We start from the raw sequence: 17742 nt of genomic DNA on the forward strand, positions 1-17742 counted from the left end.
CGCCGACGGGCCGCGGGCATCCGCCGATAGGCTCCTCTGGTGTCCGAGAACCACTCCGTCGTCGCCCGCCTGCGCGGCACGATCGACGTCCTCTACCGCGAGATGATCAAGTTCGGGATCGTCGGAGCAGTGGCCTTCGTCGTGGACCTCGGCCTGTTCAACATCCTGCGCAGCACCGTGCTGTCGGGCTACGGCAACGGGCCGCTCTCCCGCGCGGTCGTGGCCACCGTCATCTCGGCAGCGGTCGCCACGTGCGTCGCCTGGATCGGCAACCGGATGTGGACGTTCCGGCACCGCCGCAACCGGCCCGTGCACCACGAAGCCCTCCTCTTCGCTCTCACCAACGGCGTGGCCCTGCTCATCCAGGCGGCCTGCGTCGGCTTCTCGCACCACTTCCTCGGGCAGGAGAGCCTGGTGGCCGAGAACGTCGCCAAGCTCGTCGGCATCGCGCTCGGCACCCTGTTCCGGTTCTGGGCCTACCGCCGGTTCGTGTTCAGCGAGGAGCCGCTCGAGGACACCTCACCGATGGCCGAGACCCAAGGCTGAGCGCCCCGAACCAGCACCCGGGCCGGGCAGCCTCACCCGACAACGGTCGACTCCACCCCGGAACCGTTTCGGGGTGGAGTCGACCTTTATCGGGTCACCCGATAAAGGCGGGGCGGGCGGTCAGGTGCTGTCGGACTCGCTGAGGAACAGGGCGAAGATCGCCGGCTGGGCCTGGATGAGCTCGAGGCGGCCACCGTTGGACTCAGCCAGGTCGCGCGCGAGCGCCAGCCCGAGGCCCGTGCCGGTCGTGGTCACCGAGCGTTCGAAGATGTGGGGGGCGATCGAGGACGGGACCCCCTCGCCCTGGTCGCTCACCTCGACGACGACGGACGGACCGCTCCGCCGGGCGTGGACGTCGACCGTGCCCCGGCCGTGGGCGAGCGCGTTCTCGAGCAGGGTCGAGAGCACCTGCGACAGGTCGACCGGCTTGGCCTGGACGACCAGCCCTCGCTCACCGTGGACCCGGACGCTGCGTCGAGCCTGTTCGAACGCCGGCTGCCACTCGCGCTGGAGGGCCGCGATGACCGAGTCGAGCGAGACGGTGGCCTTCGACTCGTCGCCGCCCCTGCGGGTGCGGGACATCAGGTCGTCGACCACACGGGTCAGGCGTTCGACCTGGTCGATCGCGATGCTGGCCTCCTCCTGGACGACCTCGAGGTCGTCGGTGGCGGCGATCTCCTCGAGCCGCATCAGCAGCGCGGTCAACGGCGTCCGCAGCTGGTGGGAGGCGTCGGCGGCGAAGTCGCGCTCCGACGCGAGCGACTTGGTCAGCCGCTGCGCGCTCCGCGACAACACCTCCGACACCTGGTCCAGCTCGGCGATGCCGGAGTTGATGGGCTGGATCCGGGACTCACCGGCACCGAGTCGCTCGGCGCGCTCGGCGAGGAGCGTCATCGGCCGCGACATGCGGTGGGCCTGCCGGATCGCGACCAGGACCCCCACACCGAGGGCAGCCACGCCGAGGCCGATGACCACGAGCACCAGCCGCATCGAGGTCGAGGCAGGGGTGCCCTCCTCGAGCCAGGTCGCGACGATGCCCTTGCCGTGGACCGTGGCGTTCCAGATGGCGAACGCCACCGGGGTCATGGTGATCAGGATCGCCAGGGCCACCGCGAGCACGGTCGAGCGGATCAGCTGCTGCCGCATCGTCAGCGGTCAGATCTCGTCGCCGCGCTCGAACCGGAACCCGACCCCACGGACGGTGGCGATGTAGCGCGGCTGTGCAGCGTCGTCGCCGAGCTTCCGGCGGAGCACGGAGATGTGCATGTCGAGGGTCTTGGTCGACCCGAACCAGGCGGTCTCCCAGATCTCGCGCATCAGCTGCTCACGCGAGACGACCTTGCCCTGCTCACGCACCAGCACGCGCAGGAGGTCGAACTCCTTGGCAGTGAGCTGGAGCTCCTCCTCCTTGAACCAAGCCCGCCGACCCTCGGGGTCGATGCGGACGAGCTCGTGGGCGGAGGGGGCGTCGGTGGGGTTGCGGCGCAGCAGCGCCCGCACCCTGGCCAGCAGCTCGGCGAGCCGGAACGGCTTGGTGACGTAGTCGTCGGCGCCGGCGTCGAGGCCCACCACGGTGTCCACCTCGTCGGCGCGGGCGGTGAGGATCAGCACGGGCACGGTGCGCCCCTCGGCACGGATCCGGCGGCACACCTCGAGCCCGTCGACGTACGGCAGCCCGAGGTCGAGCACCACCAGGTCCGGGTTCTCCGCGGAGGCTTCGAGTGCCGCCCGTCCGTCTGCGCGGACGTCCACGTCATACCCCTCACGGCGCAGGGCGCGAGCTAGCGGCTCGGAGATGGCAGGGTCGTCCTCAGCGAGGAGCACACGGGTCATGAGGGTGATGCTATGTAGAAGGGACCCATCTCAGCGACCAGGCCACACGGGACGGCGTTTCTCGTTGAAGGCGGCGACCCCCTCGGCACGGTCCCCGGAGAAGGCCGTTGCCGCCCACATCTCGTCCTCGATGCGCAGTCCGGAGTCCAGGTCGGTGTCGAACCCGCGACGCATGGCGGCCTTGGCGTTGCGCATGCCGACAGGTGAGTGGGACGCGATCATGGTCGCCAGCTCGAGGGCGCGGTCGCGCGCAGTCCCCGCGGCCACCACCTCGTCCACCGCACCCAGGCCGCACGCGTCGTGCGCGGCATACCGCTGGGCGGTGAAGACCATCTGGGCCGCCCGCGACCAACCCACCCGGCGCGTGAGCAGCTGGGTGCCGCCCCCGCCGGGGATCACGCCGACGCTCACCTCGGGCAGGCCCACGACCGCGTCCTCACCACACACGACCAGGTCACAGGAGAGCGCGATCTCGAAGCCGCCCCCCAGCGCGAAGCCGTCCACCGCCGCGATCGCAGGCACGGGAAGGTCCAGGACCCCCCGGTATGCCGCCTGCGCCACCGGCCGCTGGGCGCGCAGGTCGTCGTCGGTGAAGGAGTTGCGCTCCTTGAGGTCCGCGCCGACGCAGAAGGCCCTCGGATGGGTCGAGGACACCACGACCGCCCGAACGCCCGCGTCCTGGGCGAGCTCGGTCGTCGCCCGGGAGAGGGCCTGGGCCATCGCGGTCGAGACGGCGTTCATCGCCTCGGGGCGGTCGAGGACGAGCTCGGCCACGTGGCCACCTTCCCCGTGTCGGTCGATGCGGACCAGCTCTGCGCTCATGAGGACGCCTTTCGGGTGGGGGTGACGGCCTGCGCGGTCGGCTGGCGACCGCCGGCGGCCCGCCGCAGCTCGCTGGGCGTGACCGGTCCGATGCCGCGAAGGGCGCGACGCCGCAGCGCCGTCGTCTCGAACCCCGACAGGGCCGCGAGCGCCGAGGCAAGTGCGTCGTCGACCAGGACTCCCCCACCGGGCGCCACGCTGGTCAGTCGGCTGGCGCGGTTGACCGTCGTGCCGAAGACGTCTCCGAGGCGTGACAGGACCGGTCCGACGGCCATGCCCACCCGCACGTCGGGCAGCAGGTCGTCCTCGGCCATCGTCTCGACCAGGTCGAGCGCCACGGCTGCCGCCGGCGCCGCGTCGATGGTGACGAACAGGATCTCGTCGCCCACGGTCTTGATGACGCGTCCCCCGTGCGCAGTGACGATGTCGGTCGCCAGCGCCTCGAACCGCTGCACCACCACGGCCAGCTGGCGCTCGGTCATCCGCCGGACCAGCGAGGTGAAGTTGACCAGGTCGGCGAACCCGACAACCCGGCGCACACCCTGGGAGGACTGCTGGGGGTCGGCATCGGCCAGCATGCGCGAGATGGCGGCGGTGAGGTGGCGCCGCCAGGCGTAGATGAGCAGGGGCTCGAGCTGGTCGGCCATGTCGGTGAGCTTGCGCGCGGCGGCCTCGGCAGCAGCGAGGTCGGGCACGGCTCGGGCGTCAGCCTCGTCCAGCGCCGCCTCGAGATCGGGATCGGCGAGCGCCTCGGCCATCAGCTGGGTCTGCCAGACGGCGAGACGGTCGGTGGTGCGGGCGAACGCCCGGGTCATCGCCAGGGCCGTCGTCTCGTCGAGCTCCTGCTCGCGCACCAGTCGCGCGGTGGCCACCAGGGCCATCTGGTCGGCCTCGGTGAACATCGCGTCGTCGTCCTCGACGTTCGGGAAGCCCAGCGCGTGCCAGAACTTGCGGGCCGACAGGAGCGACACCTCGGCGCCGCGGGAGACGTCCCGGCGGGCCATGGTGGCCGGCTTGCCGAGCAGCCGCGCCTCGAGGTCGTCCGCGCGCAGCGCCGCGAAGTCCTCCGGGCGCACCACCCGGTGCCGGCCAACCTCGCTCATGCGGTCACCCTAGGGCGTGGTGGAGCGCAGGTGGACCACGTCGCCGGCGGCCACGGCATACTCGCTGCCCGCGCTGCTCACGACGAGTCGGCCCTCGTCGTCCACGCCGAGGGCCCGAGCGCTGCGCACGTCACCGCCCGCCACGTGCAGCTCGACCTCGCGCCCGATCGTCGCGCACGTCTTGCGGTATGCCGCGTGGACGCCGGCGCGCGCCGGCGCGGCGCCACTGAGCTCACCGTGCCACCGGGCGAGGTGGCTGAGCACCGCCACGACGAGGCGCTCCCGGCTCACGTCGGGGGCACCCGCCAGCCGCAACGAGGTGGCCGTGTCGACCGGGAGCTCGTCCCGGTCCTGGTCGACGTTGATGCCCAGGCCGACCACGATCCCGGTGGGCTGGAGCTCGCAGAGGATGCCGCACACCTTGCGGTCGTCGTCCGCGGGCAGCAGCACGTCGTTGGGCCACTTGAGCGCGCTGTCGACCCCGGCGACCTCGCTCAGGGCGTCGCGAACCGCCAGACCGGTGGCGAGCGGCAGCCAGCCGCGACCCTGATCGGGGGCGGGCAGCAGCACCGAGAGCGTGACCGAGGTGTTGGCAGGGGTGTCCCAGGAGCGGCCGAGGCGCCCTCGGCCGGCCTGCTGGTGGTCGGTCACCACCACGCGCCACTGCTGGGCGAGGCGGGCCGCCTCGAGGTTGGTGGAGCCGAGCGCCGGGTGGACGTCGACCCCCGTCCACGGCTGACCCGGCGTGACCAACGCCTCGTGCAATGCCTCACGGTCGAGCGATTCGCGCATGGAGGCAAGGCTAGGCTCGCCGGCATGGCGCAGACCACCGATTCCGTCGCTGATCCGCTCTCGGTCGGCGGCACCGACGTTCCCGCCCCCGACTCGGGGATCGACATCCACTCCACGGCCGGCAAGCTGGCCGACCTCAAGCGGCGTGTCGCCGAGGTCGCGCACGCGGGGTCCGAGCGGGCCGTCGAGAAGCAGCACGCACGGGGCAAGAAGACCGCCCGCGAGCGCCTCGAGCTGCTGCTCGACGAGGGCTCGTTCATCGAGATGGACAAGTACGCCCGACACCGGTCGACCGCCTTCGGCCAGGAGGCCAACCGGCCCTACGGCGACGGCGTGGTCACCGGCTACGGCACGGTGGACGGTCGCACCGTGGCGGTGTTCGCGCAGGACTTCACCGTGTTCGGTGGGTCGCTGGGTGAGGTGTTCGGCGAGAAGATCTGCAAGGTCATGGACTTCGCGATGAAGGTCGGCTGCCCCGTCGTGGGTCTCAACGACTCCGGCGGCGCCCGCATCCAGGAGGGCGTGGTCTCGCTCGGCCTCTACGGCGAGATCTTCCGCCGCAACGTGCACGCGTCCGGGGTGATCCCCCAGATCTCGCTGATCATGGGGCCTTGTGCCGGCGGCGCGGTCTACTCCCCCGCGGTCACCGACTTCACCGTGATGGTCGACCAGACCTCGCACATGTTCATCACCGGCCCCGAGGTCATCAAGACCGTGACCGGCGAGGACGTGTCGTTCGAGGACCTCGGCGGCGCCCGGACCCACAACACCAAGTCCGGTGTCGCGCACTACATGGGCACCGACGAGGAGGACGCGATCGAGTACGTCAAGGCGCTGCTGTCCTACCTGCCGTCGAACAACCTCGAGGAGCCGCCCTCGTTCGCCGACGACGCCGCCGAGCTGCCGTCGCTCGAGGTCACCGACGAGGACCGCGAGCTCGACACGCTCATCCCCGACAGCGCCAACCAGCCCTACGACATGAAGACCGTCATCGAGCACGTCCTCGATGACGGGGAGTTCCTCGAGGTCCAGCCGCTGTTCGCCCCGAACATCCTGGTCGGCTACGGCCGCATCGAGGGGCGCTCGGTCGGGGTCGTCGCCAACCAGCCGATGCAGTTCGCCGGGACGCTCGACATCGACGCCTCCGAGAAGGCCGCCCGGTTCGTGCGCACTTGCGACGCGTTCAACGTGCCGGTGCTGACGTTCGTCGACGTGCCCGGCTTCCTGCCCGGCACCGACCAGGAGTGGGACGGCATCATCCGGCGCGGGGCCAAGCTGATCTACGCCTACGCCGAGGCCACCGTCCCGCTCGTCACGGTGATCACCCGCAAGGCCTACGGCGGCGCCTACGACGTGATGGGGTCCAAGCACCTCGGGGCCGACATCAACCTCGCCTGGCCGACCGCCCAGATCGCCGTGATGGGCGCCCAGGGCGCGGTCAACATCCTCTACCGCAAGCAGCTCGCCGCCGCGGCCGAGGCCGGGGAGAACGTCGACGAGGCGCGGGCCCGGTTCATCGCCGAGTACGAGGACACCCTCGCCAACCCCTACATCGCGGCCGAGCGCGGCTATGTCGACACCGTCATCACGCCGTCGAACACGCGCATGAACGTCACCAAGGCACTGCGGGCGCTGCGCACCAAGCGCGAGACCCTGCCGCCCAAGAAGCACGGAAACATCCCGCTGTGACCCGTTCGAAGGCTCACGGCTGGGGGCCGGGGCGATGAGCGACACCGAGGGGACCTCGGGACGGGCGTCGAGCCTGCCGCCACTGCGGCTGGTCCGCGGCGACGCGACCCCCGAAGAGGTGGCCGCGCTGTTGGCGGTGCTGTCCGCTGCCTCGGGCGGCGCCGAGGCGCCAGCCGCGCGGCATACCTCGCAGTGGTCCTCCCCGGCCCGGGCGGTGCGCCGCCCGCTCACTCCTGGTCGGGGCGCCTGGCGCGCCTCCGCCTGGCCCGGCTGACCGACTTCCCCCACGCGCCCGCGGTGGGCGGACGACCCTGGTCAGCCAGGGCGGACCGGAACCCCACCGTCAATGCGCCTCACACCTCGTCGCGCCGTGACCGTCGACCGGACCGTGGTCGTCGGTCGACGGGCCCGTGCTCGACGCGGGTTACTCGTCCAGCTCGGTGCCGGCGGCCCGGCGGCGCGTGACGGTCTCGCGGAGCTCTGCAGCCTCGACGTCGACGAGGCAGTTGGCCGCAAGCACGCGCTCGGCCGCCTCGAGGTCACCCATGAACGCCCGGAACGTGTCGGGCACCGTGATGTCGTGTTGGGGGCGCGCCACCACCTCGATGGCGTCCCCCTGGCGCACCGTCCCGCCGGTCACGACGGACAGGTAGGCGCCGGTGCGCCCGACGCCACTGAACCGCTTGACCCAGCTGCGCTCGCCCATCCGTGCGGCAAACGTGGCACACGGGATCCGGGGCCCGCAGACCTCGAGCACGACCTCGTTGCCGACCGCCCAGCGCTCACCGACCAGAGCCCCGTCGACGTCGAGACCGCTCGTGGTGAGGTTCTCCCCGAACATGCCGTCGGGCAGGTCCCGTCCCAGCTGCTCCGCCCACCAGTCGAGCTCCTCACGGGCGAAGGCGTAGACAGCCTGGTAGTCGCCCCCGTGGTGCCGGGTGTCGCCGAGGAAGTCCCCCTCGACACCGCTGCCCAGCCCACCGTGCTTGGGTCCCGGGGCACGCAGGTGGGCGGACCCGACCGGCCGCTTGGCTATGCCGGTCACGCCGACGTTCTTGGCGGTGCTGGGTTCGGCGCGTCCGACGTTGAGCGACAGCAGGTGTGCAGCCATGCGCCCAGCCTAGGGACGGTGGCAACGCCGTGTGGCGGTGCAGCCCGGGTATGCCCTGCGGCACGCAGAGGGGCGGGCGCCGCTCCCGGGTTATTGCGGTGCCCGCCGTCAGGACGCTGGGGTACCTTCGCTCGCGTGAGCACAGAGACGACCGCAGCGGCCCGACCCGCCACCGACATCGACCGCATCGCCGACGACTTCCTGGCGAAGTTCGTCGCCCTCAGCCCGATCACCGCGACCTACCTCGGCATCGCCGGTCACGACGAGGAGCTCGACGACTTCTCCCCCGCCGGCCACGAGGCCCACGCCGCCCTGCGCTCCGACACCCTCGCGCGGCTCGACGGAGCAGCCCCCGTCGACGAGATCGACCGGATCACCCTGGCCGCGATGCGCGAGCGACTCGGGCTGGCGGAGGAGACCCACCGGGCCGGGCTCGACGAGATGTCCCTCAACGTCATCGCCTCCCCGCTGCAGGAGGTCCGCGGCTGCTTCGACCTCATGCCCACGGACACCGACGAGGACTGGGGAGTCATCAGCCGACGCCTCCAGCGCGTGCCCGACGCCCTCGCCGGGTGGCAGGAGAGCCTGCTGAGCGCCTCAGCCAAGGGCAACGTCGCGCCGCGTCGCCAGGTCGAGGCCTGCATCCAGCAGTGCGTCGACCTCGTCGCGGACGACGGGTACTTCGCCAAGCTCGTCGAGGACGCCAGGCTCAGCGGCGACGACAGCGGCGCAGGCGAGCTGGCCGAGTCGACCAGGGACGTGCTCGCGACCGCCGCCGAGCGCGCCTCCTCGGCGTATGCCGAGCTCGGCACCTGGCTCAAGGCCCACCTGCTCGACGTCGCACCCGAGGCGGACGCCTGCGGTCCGGAGCGGTACGCGCTGCTCTCCCGCTCGTTCCTCGGCGCCACGGTCGATCTTGCCGAGACCTACGCCTGGGGCCAGCAGGAGGTCGAGCGGATCACCGCGCAGATGGAGCAGGTGGCCCACCAGATCAAACCCGACAGCTCCGTCAAGGAGGCCATCGCCGCCCTCGACGCCGACCCGGCATACCAGCTGCACGGCACCGACGAGCTGAAGGCGTGGATGCAGGAGCGGGCCGACGAGGCCATCGCCAACCTCGCCGCCACCCACTTCGACATCCCCGACCCGGTGCGGACCATCGAGTGCCTCATCGCCCCCACCCAGACGGGCGGCATCTACTACACGGGCCCTTCCGAGGACTTCTCGCGTCCCGGACGCATGTGGTGGTCGGTGCCCAAGGGCGTGACGGAGTTCGGCACCTGGAAGGAGCTCACGACCGTCTACCACGAGGGCGTTCCGGGGCACCACCTCCAGGTGGCGCAGACGGTGTTCCGATCGGAGCTGCTCAACAAGTGGCGCCGCATGTTCGCCTGGACCTCCGGTCACGGTGAGGGCTGGGCGTTGTATGCCGAGCGGCTCATGGACGAGCTCGGCTACATGGACGACCCGGGCAACAAGATGGGGCTGCTCGACAGCCAGTCGCTGCGCGCCGCCCGCGTCGTCATCGACATCGGGGTGCACTGCGGGTTCGACGCCCCGGCCGAGGTCGGCGGGGGTGAGTGGACCTACGACAAGGCCTGGCAGTACCTCACCGACCACGCCAACCAGGGCGAGGCGTGGCTGCGGTTCGAGCTCGACCGCTATCTCGGCTGGCCCGGCCAGGCACCCTCCTACAAGATCGGCGAGCGGCTCTGGATGCAGCTGCGCGACCAGGTCGAGGAGCGTGAGGGAGACCAGTTCTCGCTCAAGGACTTCCACCGCCGCGCGCTCGACATCGGTGGCGTGGGCCTCGACACGCTGCGCGAGGCGGTGCTGGGCGAGCTCGGCTGACGGCCCGAGTGACCCGAGGCGCCTGAGGCGGTCCACCCCCGGCGGTGGACCGCCTTCACCCGCCCACGCCCGGCACGTCTGCGGCTGCCTGCGAGGATGTCCCCGTGGAAACTGCCGGCGCCATCGTCGCCATCATCGCGACCGTCATCGTCGTCGCGGGTTTCGCGCAGAGGTGGCGCGTCGCCGCGCCCCTGGCCTTGCTCGTGGTGGGTGTCGCAGTCAGCTACGTCTCGTTCATCCCCGAGCCGGAGCTGAGCTCCGAGGTCGTCCTGGTCGGCCTGCTGCCGCCCTTGTTGTATGCCGCCGCGATCCGCACCTCGCTCGTGGACTTCCGCGCCAACTGGACACCGATCCTGGGCCTGTCCGTCGGGCTCGTCCTGTTCACCGCGGCGGGCGTGGGCCTGGTCACCTGGAAGCTGCTCGACGTCCCGTTCGCGGTGGCTTTCGGGCTCGGTGCGATCGTCGCGCCCCCCGACGCGGTCGCCGCCACGGCAGTGGCGAGACGGATCGGGCTGCCGAGACGGATCGTGACCATCCTCGAGGGCGAGTCGCTGGTCAACGACGCCACGGCGCTGGTGTCACTGCGTACCGCCATCGCCGCCTTCCCGCTCGCCGCGGGCGCCGTCGCGTCCGGCAAGCACGCCGAGAAGGTGACGATGGGCTCGGTGGCCTTCGACTTCAGCCGCGCGGTCGTGCTCGGGGTGGGCTTCGGGGTGCTCGTGGCGGTCGTGATCGCCTTCGTCCGGCGCAAGGTCACCGAGTCGGCCATCGACACGTCCATCTCGTTCATCGTCCCCTACCTCGCCTACCTGCCCGCTGAGCACTACCACGGCTCCGGAGTGCTGGCCGTGGTCGTCGCGGGCCTGCTGCTGGGGCACAAGTCGCCGATCATCCAGAACGCCTCGTCGCGGCTGAGCGAGCGGATCAACTGGACGACCATCCAGTTCATCCTCGAGAACGTCGTGTTCCTCATGCTCGGCATGCAGATGCGCCGGCTCGTGGAGGACGCCGGCCAGACCGGTCCGGGGTGGGGTCGGGTGATCCTGGTGTGCCTTGCCGTGCTGGCCACGGTGGTGATCCTGCGACCGATCTGGGTCTTCCCCTTCAAGCTCCTCCAAGCCAAGCTCCCGAAGGGCGAGGGCAAGTTCCACCCCAGGGCAGCCGCCGTCATCTCGTGGGCGGGCATGCGCGGGGTGGTGACCCTCGCCGCGGCCTTCACGTTGCCGGAGGGCACTCCCGAGCGCTCCACGCTCGTGTTGGCCGCCATGACCGTCACCGTGGCGACCCTGCTCCTGCAAGGACTCTCGCTGCCCTGGCTCGCCAGGAGCCTCGGCGTGCGCGGCCCCGACCCACGCGAGGACGCCCTGCAGGAGGCGACCATCCTCCAGTCGTCGGTCGCGGCCGGGCTCAAGGCGCTCGAGGAGCACCACGACGTCGACGACGACGTCATCGAGACCCTGCGCCGGCGCGCCGAGAACCGCACGAACATCGTCTGGGAGCGGCTCGGCCAGGGGCGCGCCGACGCGGTCGAGACGCCCAGCGCGACCTACCGCCGGGTGCGGCTCATCATGCTCGGGGCCGAGCGCGCCGAGCTCCTGCGGATCCGCGACGCGGGCACGGTCGACCAGGAGGTGCTGGGTCACGTCTTCGCCCAGCTCGACATCGAGGAGTCGATGCTCGACCGGATCGAGGAACGCTCCGACGAGCTCCGTGAGGACCCGTTGCTGCCCCCGGAGCGCCCCGAGGACGAGTGTCAGCACCTCGCCGACCACCACGACCGGTTCGTGGCGCCGACCAGCCCGCACGGGTGCGAGGAGTGCCTCCGGGACGGCACGACGTGGGTCCACCTGCGGCTGTGCCTCGACTGCGGCCACGTCGGGTGCTGCGACTCCTCACCCCAGAAGCACGCCTCGGCGCACTTCCGAGAGACCGACCACCCCGTGATGCGCAGCTTCGAGCCGGGCGAGTCCTGGCGCTGGTGCTTCGTCGACGACCAGCTCGGCTGAGCGCCGCGGCCACACGCGGGTATGCCGCGTCGGCGCCTCGGGTGGGTAGCCTCGCCTCGTGACGTCCCTCGTGCTCGCCTCCGCCTCCCCCGCCCGCCGTCGACTGCTCGCCGCTGCGGGGCTGGAGCCCAGCGTGGTCGTGAGCTCCGTGGACGAGGCAGCGGTGACCGCAGCGGCCCTCGAGACCTACGGCGAGCTGGTCGCCGAGGACGTCGCGCTGGTTCTGGCGCGCGCCAAGGCCGAGGACGTGGCCGACCAGATCGACGACGCGATCATCGTCGGGTGCGACTCGGTCCTCGACCTCGACGGCGAGATCCACGGCAAGCCCGCGTCAGCGGCGGAGGCCAGGTCGCGGTGGCGCCAGATGCGCGGCCGCTCAGGCGTCCTGCACACCGGCCACTGGGTCGTCGACACCCGCGAGGAGGCCGATGGTGGGACGGGCGCCACGCTCGGGGCCACCGCCTCCACCACGGTCCACTTCGCCAAGCTGACGGACGACGAGATCGAGGCCTACGTCGAGACGGGCGAGCCCCTGCGTGTCGCCGGGGCCTTCACCCTCGACGGGCTCGGCGGGCCCTACGTCACCGGCATCGAAGGCGACCCGAGCAACGTGGTCGGGCTCTCGCTGCCGCTGCTGCGCGAGCTGCTCATGGAGGTCGGACTGGCATGGCACGACCTGCGCAGCACCGCGCACCGGGGCGCCCAGGGCGAGCGCGGCTGACCGCAACCCGTCAGACCGGGGGGATGTCGCGCCGCTTGGTGGCGAAGTGCCGCTCGCGGGCCTTGGCGTAGCGCAGCCGCAGCAGGAGCTCGGCACGCAGGGCGTCGGCCTCGATGATCTGGTCGAGGACCAGGTCGGCGGCGAGCCGCTCGAGGTCGACGTCCTCTTCGTACTCGCGCCGCATGTCCTGCACGAACTGCTCACGCTCGGCCGGGTCGTCGATCGCCGCGATCTTGTTGGCGTAGACGGCGTTGACGGCCGCCTCCGGGCCCATCACGGCGATGCGCGCGGTGGGCAGCGCGATGGTCGCGTCGGGACCGAAGCCGGGACCGCCCATGGCGTAGAGCCCGGCGCCGTAGGCCTTGCGGACGATCACGCAGAACTGCGGGACGGTCGCCGAGGACACCGCGTGCACCATCTTGGCGCCGTGCCGGATGATGCCGCCGCGCTCGACCTCCGACCCGATCATGAAGCCCGGGACGTCGGCGAGGTAGATCAGCGGGATCGAGTAGGCGTCGCACAGCCAGATGAACCGCGCGGCCTTGTCGGCGCTGTCCGTGAAGAGCACCCCACCCTTGACGATGGAGTTGTTGGCGACGATGCCGACGGTCTCCCCCGCCATCCGGCCGAACCCGATGACGAGCTCCGGCGCGAACAGAGGCTTGACCTCGAAGAACGACTCGTCGTCGACGAGGCCGTCGATGACCTCGTGGATGTCGAAGGGCTGGCTCTCGCGCTCGGGCACGGTGTGCCGCGTCAGCGGCGTCGAGGGCTCCTCCGGCGCGTAGGACGGAAGGTCGGAGCGCCAGTTGGCCGGCAGGTAGGAGAAGTACAGCCGCGCCATCTCGATGGCCTCGGTGTCGTCGGCGACCAGCAGGTCACCCACACCGGAGACCGTGCAGTGCATCCGCGCACCACCCATGTCCTCCAGCGAAACCTTCTCTCCCACAACCATTTCCGCCATGCGAGGACTGCCGAGATACATCGAGGCGTTTCCCTCGACCATGATGATCAGGTCGGTGAAGGAGGGAATGTAGGCACCGCCCGCGGCGCTCGGCCCGAACAGGCAGCAGATCTGGGGCACCTTGCCCGACAGTGCGACCTGGTTGTGGAAGATGCGGCCCGCGCCGCGGCGTCCGGGGAACATCTCGACCTGGTCGGTGATGCGGGCGCCCGCGGAGTCGACGAACCAGAAGACGGGCAGCTCCTCGCGCAGCGCCATCTCGGTGGCCCGCACGATCTTCTCGACCGTCCGCGCCCCCCACGACCCGGCCTTGACCGTCGGGTCGTTGGCGATCACGATCGCGGGGCGTCCGTCGACGGTGCCGCGACCCGTGACGACACCGTCGGCCGGCAGGCCCTTCGCCGTCGCGTTGGCGAACCGCGCGTCCTCGACGAAGCTCCCCTCGTCGAACAGCATCGCGATCCGGTCGCGCACGTAGAGCTTGCCCTGCGCGTCCAGCTTGGCCTGCGCCTTCTCGGGCGCCGCCGCAGAGGCCAGGTATGCCGCGGCGAGCCGCTCCCGGACGTCGGTCACCTTCGGGTCGGTGCCGGAGTCGGCTCCGACGGCGAACGGAAGGGCGGGGGTGGACGCCGAGGCGCCTGACGACGAGGTGGAGGTCACCGGCATACCCTCTCGCACTGTCTCGGGGGCTGCTGCGTCTGCGTCGGTTGTCACGGGCTCAGGCGGTCGACAGGCCGAGGTGGCGGGCGATGACCATGCGTTGCACCTCGGAGGTGCCCTCGCCGATCTCGAGGATCTTGGCGTCGCGGTAGAAGCGGGCGACGGGGTACTCCTCCATGAAGCCGTTGCCGCCGAACACCTGCGTGGCGATGCGGGTCGCGGTGACGGCCGCCTCGGTCGAGTAGAGCTTGCAGATCGCGGCGGCCTGCTTGACCTCCTTGACCGAGCGGCGACCGTGCTCGAGCTCGTCCTTGAGCCAGGCGGCCTTGTAGGTCAGCTGGCGCGACGCCTCGACCATGACGGCGAGGTCGGCGATCTGGAAGGACACGCCCTGGTTGACGCCGATCGGCTTGCCGAACGCCTTGCGGGTCTTGGCGTACTCGGTGGTCTCCTCGAGCATCCGCTGGCTCATGCCGACCGCGAGGGCCGAGATGGCGATGCGGCCGTCGTCGAGGGTCTTGAGGAACTGCTTGAAGCCCTCGCCCTCGTTGCCGAGGAGGTTTCCGGCCGGCACGCGGCAGTTCTCGAAGGTCAGGCCATGGGTGTCGGAGGCGTGCCAGCCGAGCTTGTCGTAGGCCGGTTCGACGGTGAAGCCCTTGGTGCCGGAGGGGATCATGATGGCGCTGAGCTGCGCCGAGCCGTCGTCGTTCGTGCCGGTGCGGGCCGTCACGGTGACCACGGAGGTGATGTCCGTGCCGGAGTTGGTGATGAAGGCCTTCGACCCGTTGACGACCCACTCGTCGCCCTCGCGGACGGCCTTGGTGCGGGTGGCACCGGCGTCGGACCCGGCGTCGGGCTCGGTCAGGCCGAACCCGGCGAGCGCGCGACCCGCCACGAGGTCGGGCAGGAAGCGCTCCTTCTGCTCCTGGCTGCCGTAGGTCAGGATCGGGTTGATGCCCAGGCCGACCCCGGCCGACAGCGTGATGCCGATCGACTGGTCGACCCGGCCGAGCTCCTCGATGGCGACACAGAGCGAGGTGAAGTCACCGTCGTCACCCATCCCGCCGAACTCCTCGGGCACGACGAGGCCGAACAGCCCCAGGTCGCCCATCTTCGGCACGAGGTCGCTCGGGAAGTGGTGGTCCTTGTCCCACTTGGCGATGTGCGGCTCGACCTCTGCCTCGGCGAACTCCCGGACGACCTTGCGGAAGTCCTCGTGCTCCTTGCTCAGCTCGAACATCGATTCTCCTTCGTGGTGCGCGCCCGGGGCGGTGTCGATCGGACACCTGCTCCCGGCCACGCGGCATACCGTGGGTGTGGTGGTGCTTGACGTTGACGTAAACGTAAAGCAATACTCACGGGTATGCCAGCCCCCGCCTCCACCGCCGTCGACGAGCGCGTCCGGGAGACCTGGACGATCCGCGAGATCGCGGACGAGTTCGAGGTCACCCACCGGACGGTGCGGCACTACGAGGACCTGGGCCTGATCACCCCCGAGCGACGGGGCACCGTGCGGATCTACCACCGCCGTGACCGGACCCGCCTCGCGCTGATCCTGCGGGGCAAGCGGCTCGGCTTCCCGCTCGAGGAGATCCGCACGATCATCGATCTCTACGACCGGCCGCGCGGCAAGGCGAGCCAGCTGGAGTACGTGCTGGACCAGATCGACGAGCGTCGCGCCGACCTCGAGCAGCGTCGCCGCGACCTCGAGGACGCCATCACCGAGCTCGGGGAGTTCGAGCGCCGCTGCCGCGCGGACCTCCATCGCCTGGGCTGACGCGAGCAACCCCGACACGAGGCGGCAGGCATCAGGGACAGGCAGTCATCAGGGGCAGTCACCGGGCCCTGGTCCTAGGCTCGTGACATGGCCGCACGCACCGTCCTGTTCATCGGTGGCACCGGCGTGATCAGCTCGGCGTGCGTCGCCGAAGCCGTCACGCAGGGACACCGCGTCACGATCCTCAACCGCGGAACCAGCACCACCCATCCGCCGCACCCCGACGCCGAGGCGCTGCAGGCTGACGTCCGGGACGCGGAAGCAGTGCGGGAGGCCGTCGGCGGCCGCGAGTTCGACGTGGTCGTCGACTTCCTGTCGTTCACGCCGGACCAGGTGCAGCAGCAGCTCGACGAGTTCGCCGCGCGGTCGGGGCAGTACGTCTTCATCAGCTCGGCATCGGCCTACCAGACGCCCCCGTCGCGGCTGCCCGTCACCGAGTCGACTCCGCTGCGCAACCCGTTCTGGCAGTACTCGCGCGACAAGATCGCCTGCGAGGACCTGCTCGTGCGGGCCTACCGGGACGGCGGCCTGCCGGTGACGATCGTCCGGCCGTCGCACACCTACGACCACACCCTGCCGCCCTTCGAGGGTCGCTGGACGGTGGTCGAGCGGATGCGGCAGGGCAAGCCCGTCGTCGTGCACGGCGACGGAACGTCCCTGTGGACCATCACGCACCACACCGACTTCGCGCGGGCCTTCGTCGGGTTGCTGGGCCGTCGTGAGGCGTTCGGCGAGGCGTTCCACATCACGGGCGACGAGGCGCCGACGTGGAACAGGATCTACGCCGACGTCGCCGAGGCCGCAGGGGTGGAGCCACACCTCGTGCACGTGACGTCCGAGGCCATCGCCGCCGTGGACGAGGAGTTCGGCGACAGCCTGCTGGGCGACAAGGCGCACTCGATGGTGTTCGACAACACCAAGATCCGCACGCTCGTGCCCGGCTGGACCGCCCGCGTGCCGTTCCGGCAGGGGGCGCAGGAGATCGTCGACTGGCACGACGCGGATCCCGCCCGCCGGACGGTCGACCAGCAGCTCGACGCCCTGTACGACCGCCTGGTCGAGGCCCACCGTCTTCCCAGCCGGTAGCCCCGAGTCAGGAGGGCTCCCGCACCAGGAGGGCCCCACCCTCGCGCACAGCGACGTCGGCTAGGTTCGCCGCCGTGGACTGGGAACAGGTGCGTGGCCGGATCGAGCCCTCGACGGGTGACGTCGCCCTGAGTGCTCCCGCCGTGACCGTCGCCCTGGTGGCAGCCCTCCTCGTGGTGGCAGTACCCGCCGTCTGGCAGGTCCTGCGGCTCGCGGTGACCCTGGTCCACGAGCTCGGTCACGCCATGGTGGGCCTTGCCGTCGGCCGCCGCTTCACCGGGTTCGTGCTGCGCGGCGACATGTCCGGGCACGCGGTCACCGTCGGTCCGTCGCGTGGTGTGGGTCGGGTGCTCTCGACGTGGGCCGGCTATCCCGCGCCGGCGGTGGTGGGTGCGGCGCTGGTCTGGACCGCGGGTCGCGGGTGGGCGGCCCCGGCCGTCACGCTGGTCGGCGTCGTGCTGCTGGTCGCGCTCGTCCGGGTGCGCTCACTGCTCACTGCGGTGGTGATGCTGGCCGCGTTGGGCGCCACGGCTGCGCTGTGGTGGTGGCGCGACGACGCGGTGCAGGCTCAGGTCCTCGTGGGGTCCGGCATCGTGCTGCTGGTCGGGGCCTGGCGACACCTCGGCGCCGTGCTGCGGACACGTGCCCACTCGAGCGACCCGGCGGTCCTCGCGTCGCTCACCCACGTGCCGCGAGCCGTCTGGAACGGCACGTTCCTCCTCGTCTGCGCCGGCGCATCAGCGCTGGCAGCGGTCGAGGTCGCCGCCGCCTGGCGCTAGCC

At 71.1% G+C, this 17742-nt stretch carries 17 protein-coding genes; 9 read left to right on the top strand and 8 right to left on the bottom strand.

The annotated features are described in order from the left end of the window. Positions 1-39: 39 nt before the first annotated feature. Positions 40-546, top strand: coding sequence for a GtrA family protein (locus AC1DS4_RS05870; RefSeq protein WP_477614934.1), 507 nt, complete (start codon positions 40-42; stop codon positions 544-546). A gap of 120 nt (positions 547-666) precedes the next feature. On the opposite strand, the gene AC1DS4_RS05875 is transcribed toward AC1DS4_RS05870, so the two are convergent. From AC1DS4_RS05875 to AC1DS4_RS05895, 5 genes are read right to left on the bottom strand one after another with little or no spacing between them, the layout of a single operon-like run. Further along, positions 667-1692 (bottom strand): sensor histidine kinase, encoded by a 1026-nt coding sequence (locus AC1DS4_RS05875; protein WP_477614933.1) that lies wholly within the window; start codon positions 1690-1692, stop codon positions 667-669. Between the two features lie 9 nt (positions 1693-1701). Then, the gene (locus AC1DS4_RS05880; protein WP_056922896.1) at positions 1702-2379 is read right to left on the bottom strand and encodes a response regulator transcription factor; all 678 of its coding nucleotides are present in this window, start codon (positions 2377-2379) and stop codon (positions 1702-1704) included. 30 nt (positions 2380-2409) lie between these two features. Next, positions 2410-3201: an enoyl-CoA hydratase/isomerase family protein gene (locus tag AC1DS4_RS05885; protein ID WP_477614932.1), complete on the bottom strand. Its 792-nt coding sequence runs from the start codon at positions 3199-3201 to the stop codon at positions 2410-2412. Next, entirely contained in the window at positions 3198-4304 is a 1107-nt protein-coding gene (locus AC1DS4_RS05890) for an adenylate/guanylate cyclase domain-containing protein (protein WP_477614931.1), read from the bottom strand. The genes AC1DS4_RS05885 and AC1DS4_RS05890 overlap by 4 nt, the downstream gene beginning before the upstream one ends. Before the next feature lie 9 nt (positions 4305-4313). Further along, complete coding sequence (locus AC1DS4_RS05895; protein ID WP_477614930.1) at positions 4314-5096, bottom strand: biotin--[acetyl-CoA-carboxylase] ligase; 783 nt, start codon at positions 5094-5096, stop codon at positions 4314-4316. Between the two features lie 24 nt (positions 5097-5120). Between AC1DS4_RS05895 and AC1DS4_RS05900 the strand changes: the two genes are divergently transcribed. Beyond that, positions 5121-6785: an acyl-CoA carboxylase subunit beta gene (locus AC1DS4_RS05900; protein WP_477614929.1), complete on the top strand. Its 1665-nt coding sequence runs from the start codon at positions 5121-5123 to the stop codon at positions 6783-6785. A 34-nt stretch (positions 6786-6819) separates the two neighbouring features. Beyond that, the gene (locus AC1DS4_RS05905; RefSeq protein WP_477614928.1) at positions 6820-7059 is read left to right on the top strand and encodes an acyl-CoA carboxylase subunit epsilon; all 240 of its coding nucleotides are present in this window, start codon (positions 6820-6822) and stop codon (positions 7057-7059) included. 150 nt (positions 7060-7209) lie between these two features. Here the strand turns inward: AC1DS4_RS05905 and AC1DS4_RS05910 are convergent, their stop codons facing one another. Beyond that, the gene (locus AC1DS4_RS05910) at positions 7210-7896 is read right to left on the bottom strand and encodes an MOSC domain-containing protein (RefSeq protein WP_477614927.1); all 687 of its coding nucleotides are present in this window, start codon (positions 7894-7896) and stop codon (positions 7210-7212) included. 135 nt (positions 7897-8031) lie between these two features. Here AC1DS4_RS05910 and AC1DS4_RS05915 point away from each other — a divergent pair, with 135 nt between their 5' ends. The 3 genes from AC1DS4_RS05915 (at position 8032) to AC1DS4_RS05925 (ending at position 12474) form a co-directional block, all read left to right on the top strand. After that, complete coding sequence (locus AC1DS4_RS05915) at positions 8032-9747, top strand: DUF885 domain-containing protein (RefSeq protein WP_477614926.1); 1716 nt, start codon at positions 8032-8034, stop codon at positions 9745-9747. Between the two features lie 104 nt (positions 9748-9851). Further along, entirely contained in the window at positions 9852-11753 is a 1902-nt protein-coding gene (locus AC1DS4_RS05920) for a Na+/H+ antiporter (protein WP_477614925.1), read from the top strand. Positions 11754-11811: 58 nt separating this feature from the next. Beyond that, on the top strand, positions 11812-12474 hold the full coding sequence (locus AC1DS4_RS05925) for a Maf family protein (protein WP_477624896.1): 663 nt from the start codon (positions 11812-11814) through the stop codon (positions 12472-12474). 10 nt (positions 12475-12484) lie between these two features. On the opposite strand, the gene AC1DS4_RS05930 is transcribed toward AC1DS4_RS05925, so the two are convergent. Both AC1DS4_RS05930 and AC1DS4_RS05935 read right to left on the bottom strand, forming a co-directional pair. After that, the gene (locus AC1DS4_RS05930; RefSeq protein WP_477615306.1) at positions 12485-14104 is read right to left on the bottom strand and encodes an acyl-CoA carboxylase subunit beta; all 1620 of its coding nucleotides are present in this window, start codon (positions 14102-14104) and stop codon (positions 12485-12487) included. 52 nt (positions 14105-14156) lie between these two features. Then, positions 14157-15338 carry an acyl-CoA dehydrogenase family protein gene (locus AC1DS4_RS05935; protein WP_477632467.1) on the bottom strand — a complete coding sequence of 394 codons (1182 nt, stop codon included), beginning with the start codon at positions 15336-15338 and terminating at the stop codon, positions 14157-14159. Between the two features lie 123 nt (positions 15339-15461). Between AC1DS4_RS05935 and AC1DS4_RS05940 the strand changes: the two genes are divergently transcribed. The 3 genes from AC1DS4_RS05940 (at position 15462) to AC1DS4_RS05950 (ending at position 17740) form a co-directional block, all read left to right on the top strand. Then, positions 15462-15875 (top strand): MerR family transcriptional regulator, encoded by a 414-nt coding sequence (locus AC1DS4_RS05940; protein WP_477614922.1) that lies wholly within the window; start codon positions 15462-15464, stop codon positions 15873-15875. An 87-nt stretch (positions 15876-15962) separates the two neighbouring features. After that, positions 15963-16961 carry an SDR family oxidoreductase gene (locus tag AC1DS4_RS05945; RefSeq protein WP_477624894.1) on the top strand — a complete coding sequence of 333 codons (999 nt, stop codon included), beginning with the start codon at positions 15963-15965 and terminating at the stop codon, positions 16959-16961. A 74-nt stretch (positions 16962-17035) separates the two neighbouring features. Then, positions 17036-17740 carry a M50 family metallopeptidase gene (locus AC1DS4_RS05950; RefSeq protein ID WP_477614920.1) on the top strand — a complete coding sequence of 235 codons (705 nt, stop codon included), beginning with the start codon at positions 17036-17038 and terminating at the stop codon, positions 17738-17740. Positions 17741-17742: the final 2 nt, after the last annotated feature.

It is taken from the genome of Pedococcus sp. P3_C7, assembly GCF_056402615.1.

What these genes read in the sequence shown, in the direction of transcription:
- AC1DS4_RS05875 (WP_477614933.1), bottom strand. Translation starts at nt 1,692, where the DNA reads ATGCGGCAGCAGCTGATCCGCTCGACCGTGCTCGCGGTGGCCCTGGCG.
- AC1DS4_RS05890 (WP_477614931.1), bottom strand. Translation starts at nt 4,304, where the DNA reads ATGAGCGAGGTTGGCCGGCACCGGGTGGTGCGCCCGGAGGACTTCGCG.
- AC1DS4_RS05945 (WP_477624894.1), top strand. Translation starts at nt 15,963, where the DNA reads ATGGCCGCACGCACCGTCCTGTTCATCGGTGGCACCGGCGTGATCAGC.
- AC1DS4_RS05880 (WP_056922896.1), bottom strand. Translation starts at nt 2,379, where the DNA reads ATGACCCGTGTGCTCCTCGCTGAGGACGACCCTGCCATCTCCGAGCCG.
- AC1DS4_RS05905 (WP_477614928.1), top strand. Translation starts at nt 6,820, where the DNA reads ATGAGCGACACCGAGGGGACCTCGGGACGGGCGTCGAGCCTGCCGCCA.
- AC1DS4_RS05900 (WP_477614929.1), top strand. Translation starts at nt 5,121, where the DNA reads ATGGCGCAGACCACCGATTCCGTCGCTGATCCGCTCTCGGTCGGCGGC.
- AC1DS4_RS05935 (WP_477632467.1), bottom strand. Translation starts at nt 15,338, where the DNA reads ATGTTCGAGCTGAGCAAGGAGCACGAGGACTTCCGCAAGGTCGTCCGG.
- AC1DS4_RS05940 (WP_477614922.1), top strand. Translation starts at nt 15,462, where the DNA reads ATGCCAGCCCCCGCCTCCACCGCCGTCGACGAGCGCGTCCGGGAGACC.
- AC1DS4_RS05885 (WP_477614932.1), bottom strand. Translation starts at nt 3,201, where the DNA reads ATGAGCGCAGAGCTGGTCCGCATCGACCGACACGGGGAAGGTGGCCAC.
- AC1DS4_RS05895 (WP_477614930.1), bottom strand. Translation starts at nt 5,096, where the DNA reads ATGCGCGAATCGCTCGACCGTGAGGCATTGCACGAGGCGTTGGTCACG.
- AC1DS4_RS05910 (WP_477614927.1), bottom strand. Translation starts at nt 7,896, where the DNA reads ATGGCTGCACACCTGCTGTCGCTCAACGTCGGACGCGCCGAACCCAGC.
- AC1DS4_RS05930 (WP_477615306.1), bottom strand. Translation starts at nt 14,104, where the DNA reads ATGCCGGTGACCTCCACCTCGTCGTCAGGCGCCTCGGCGTCCACCCCC.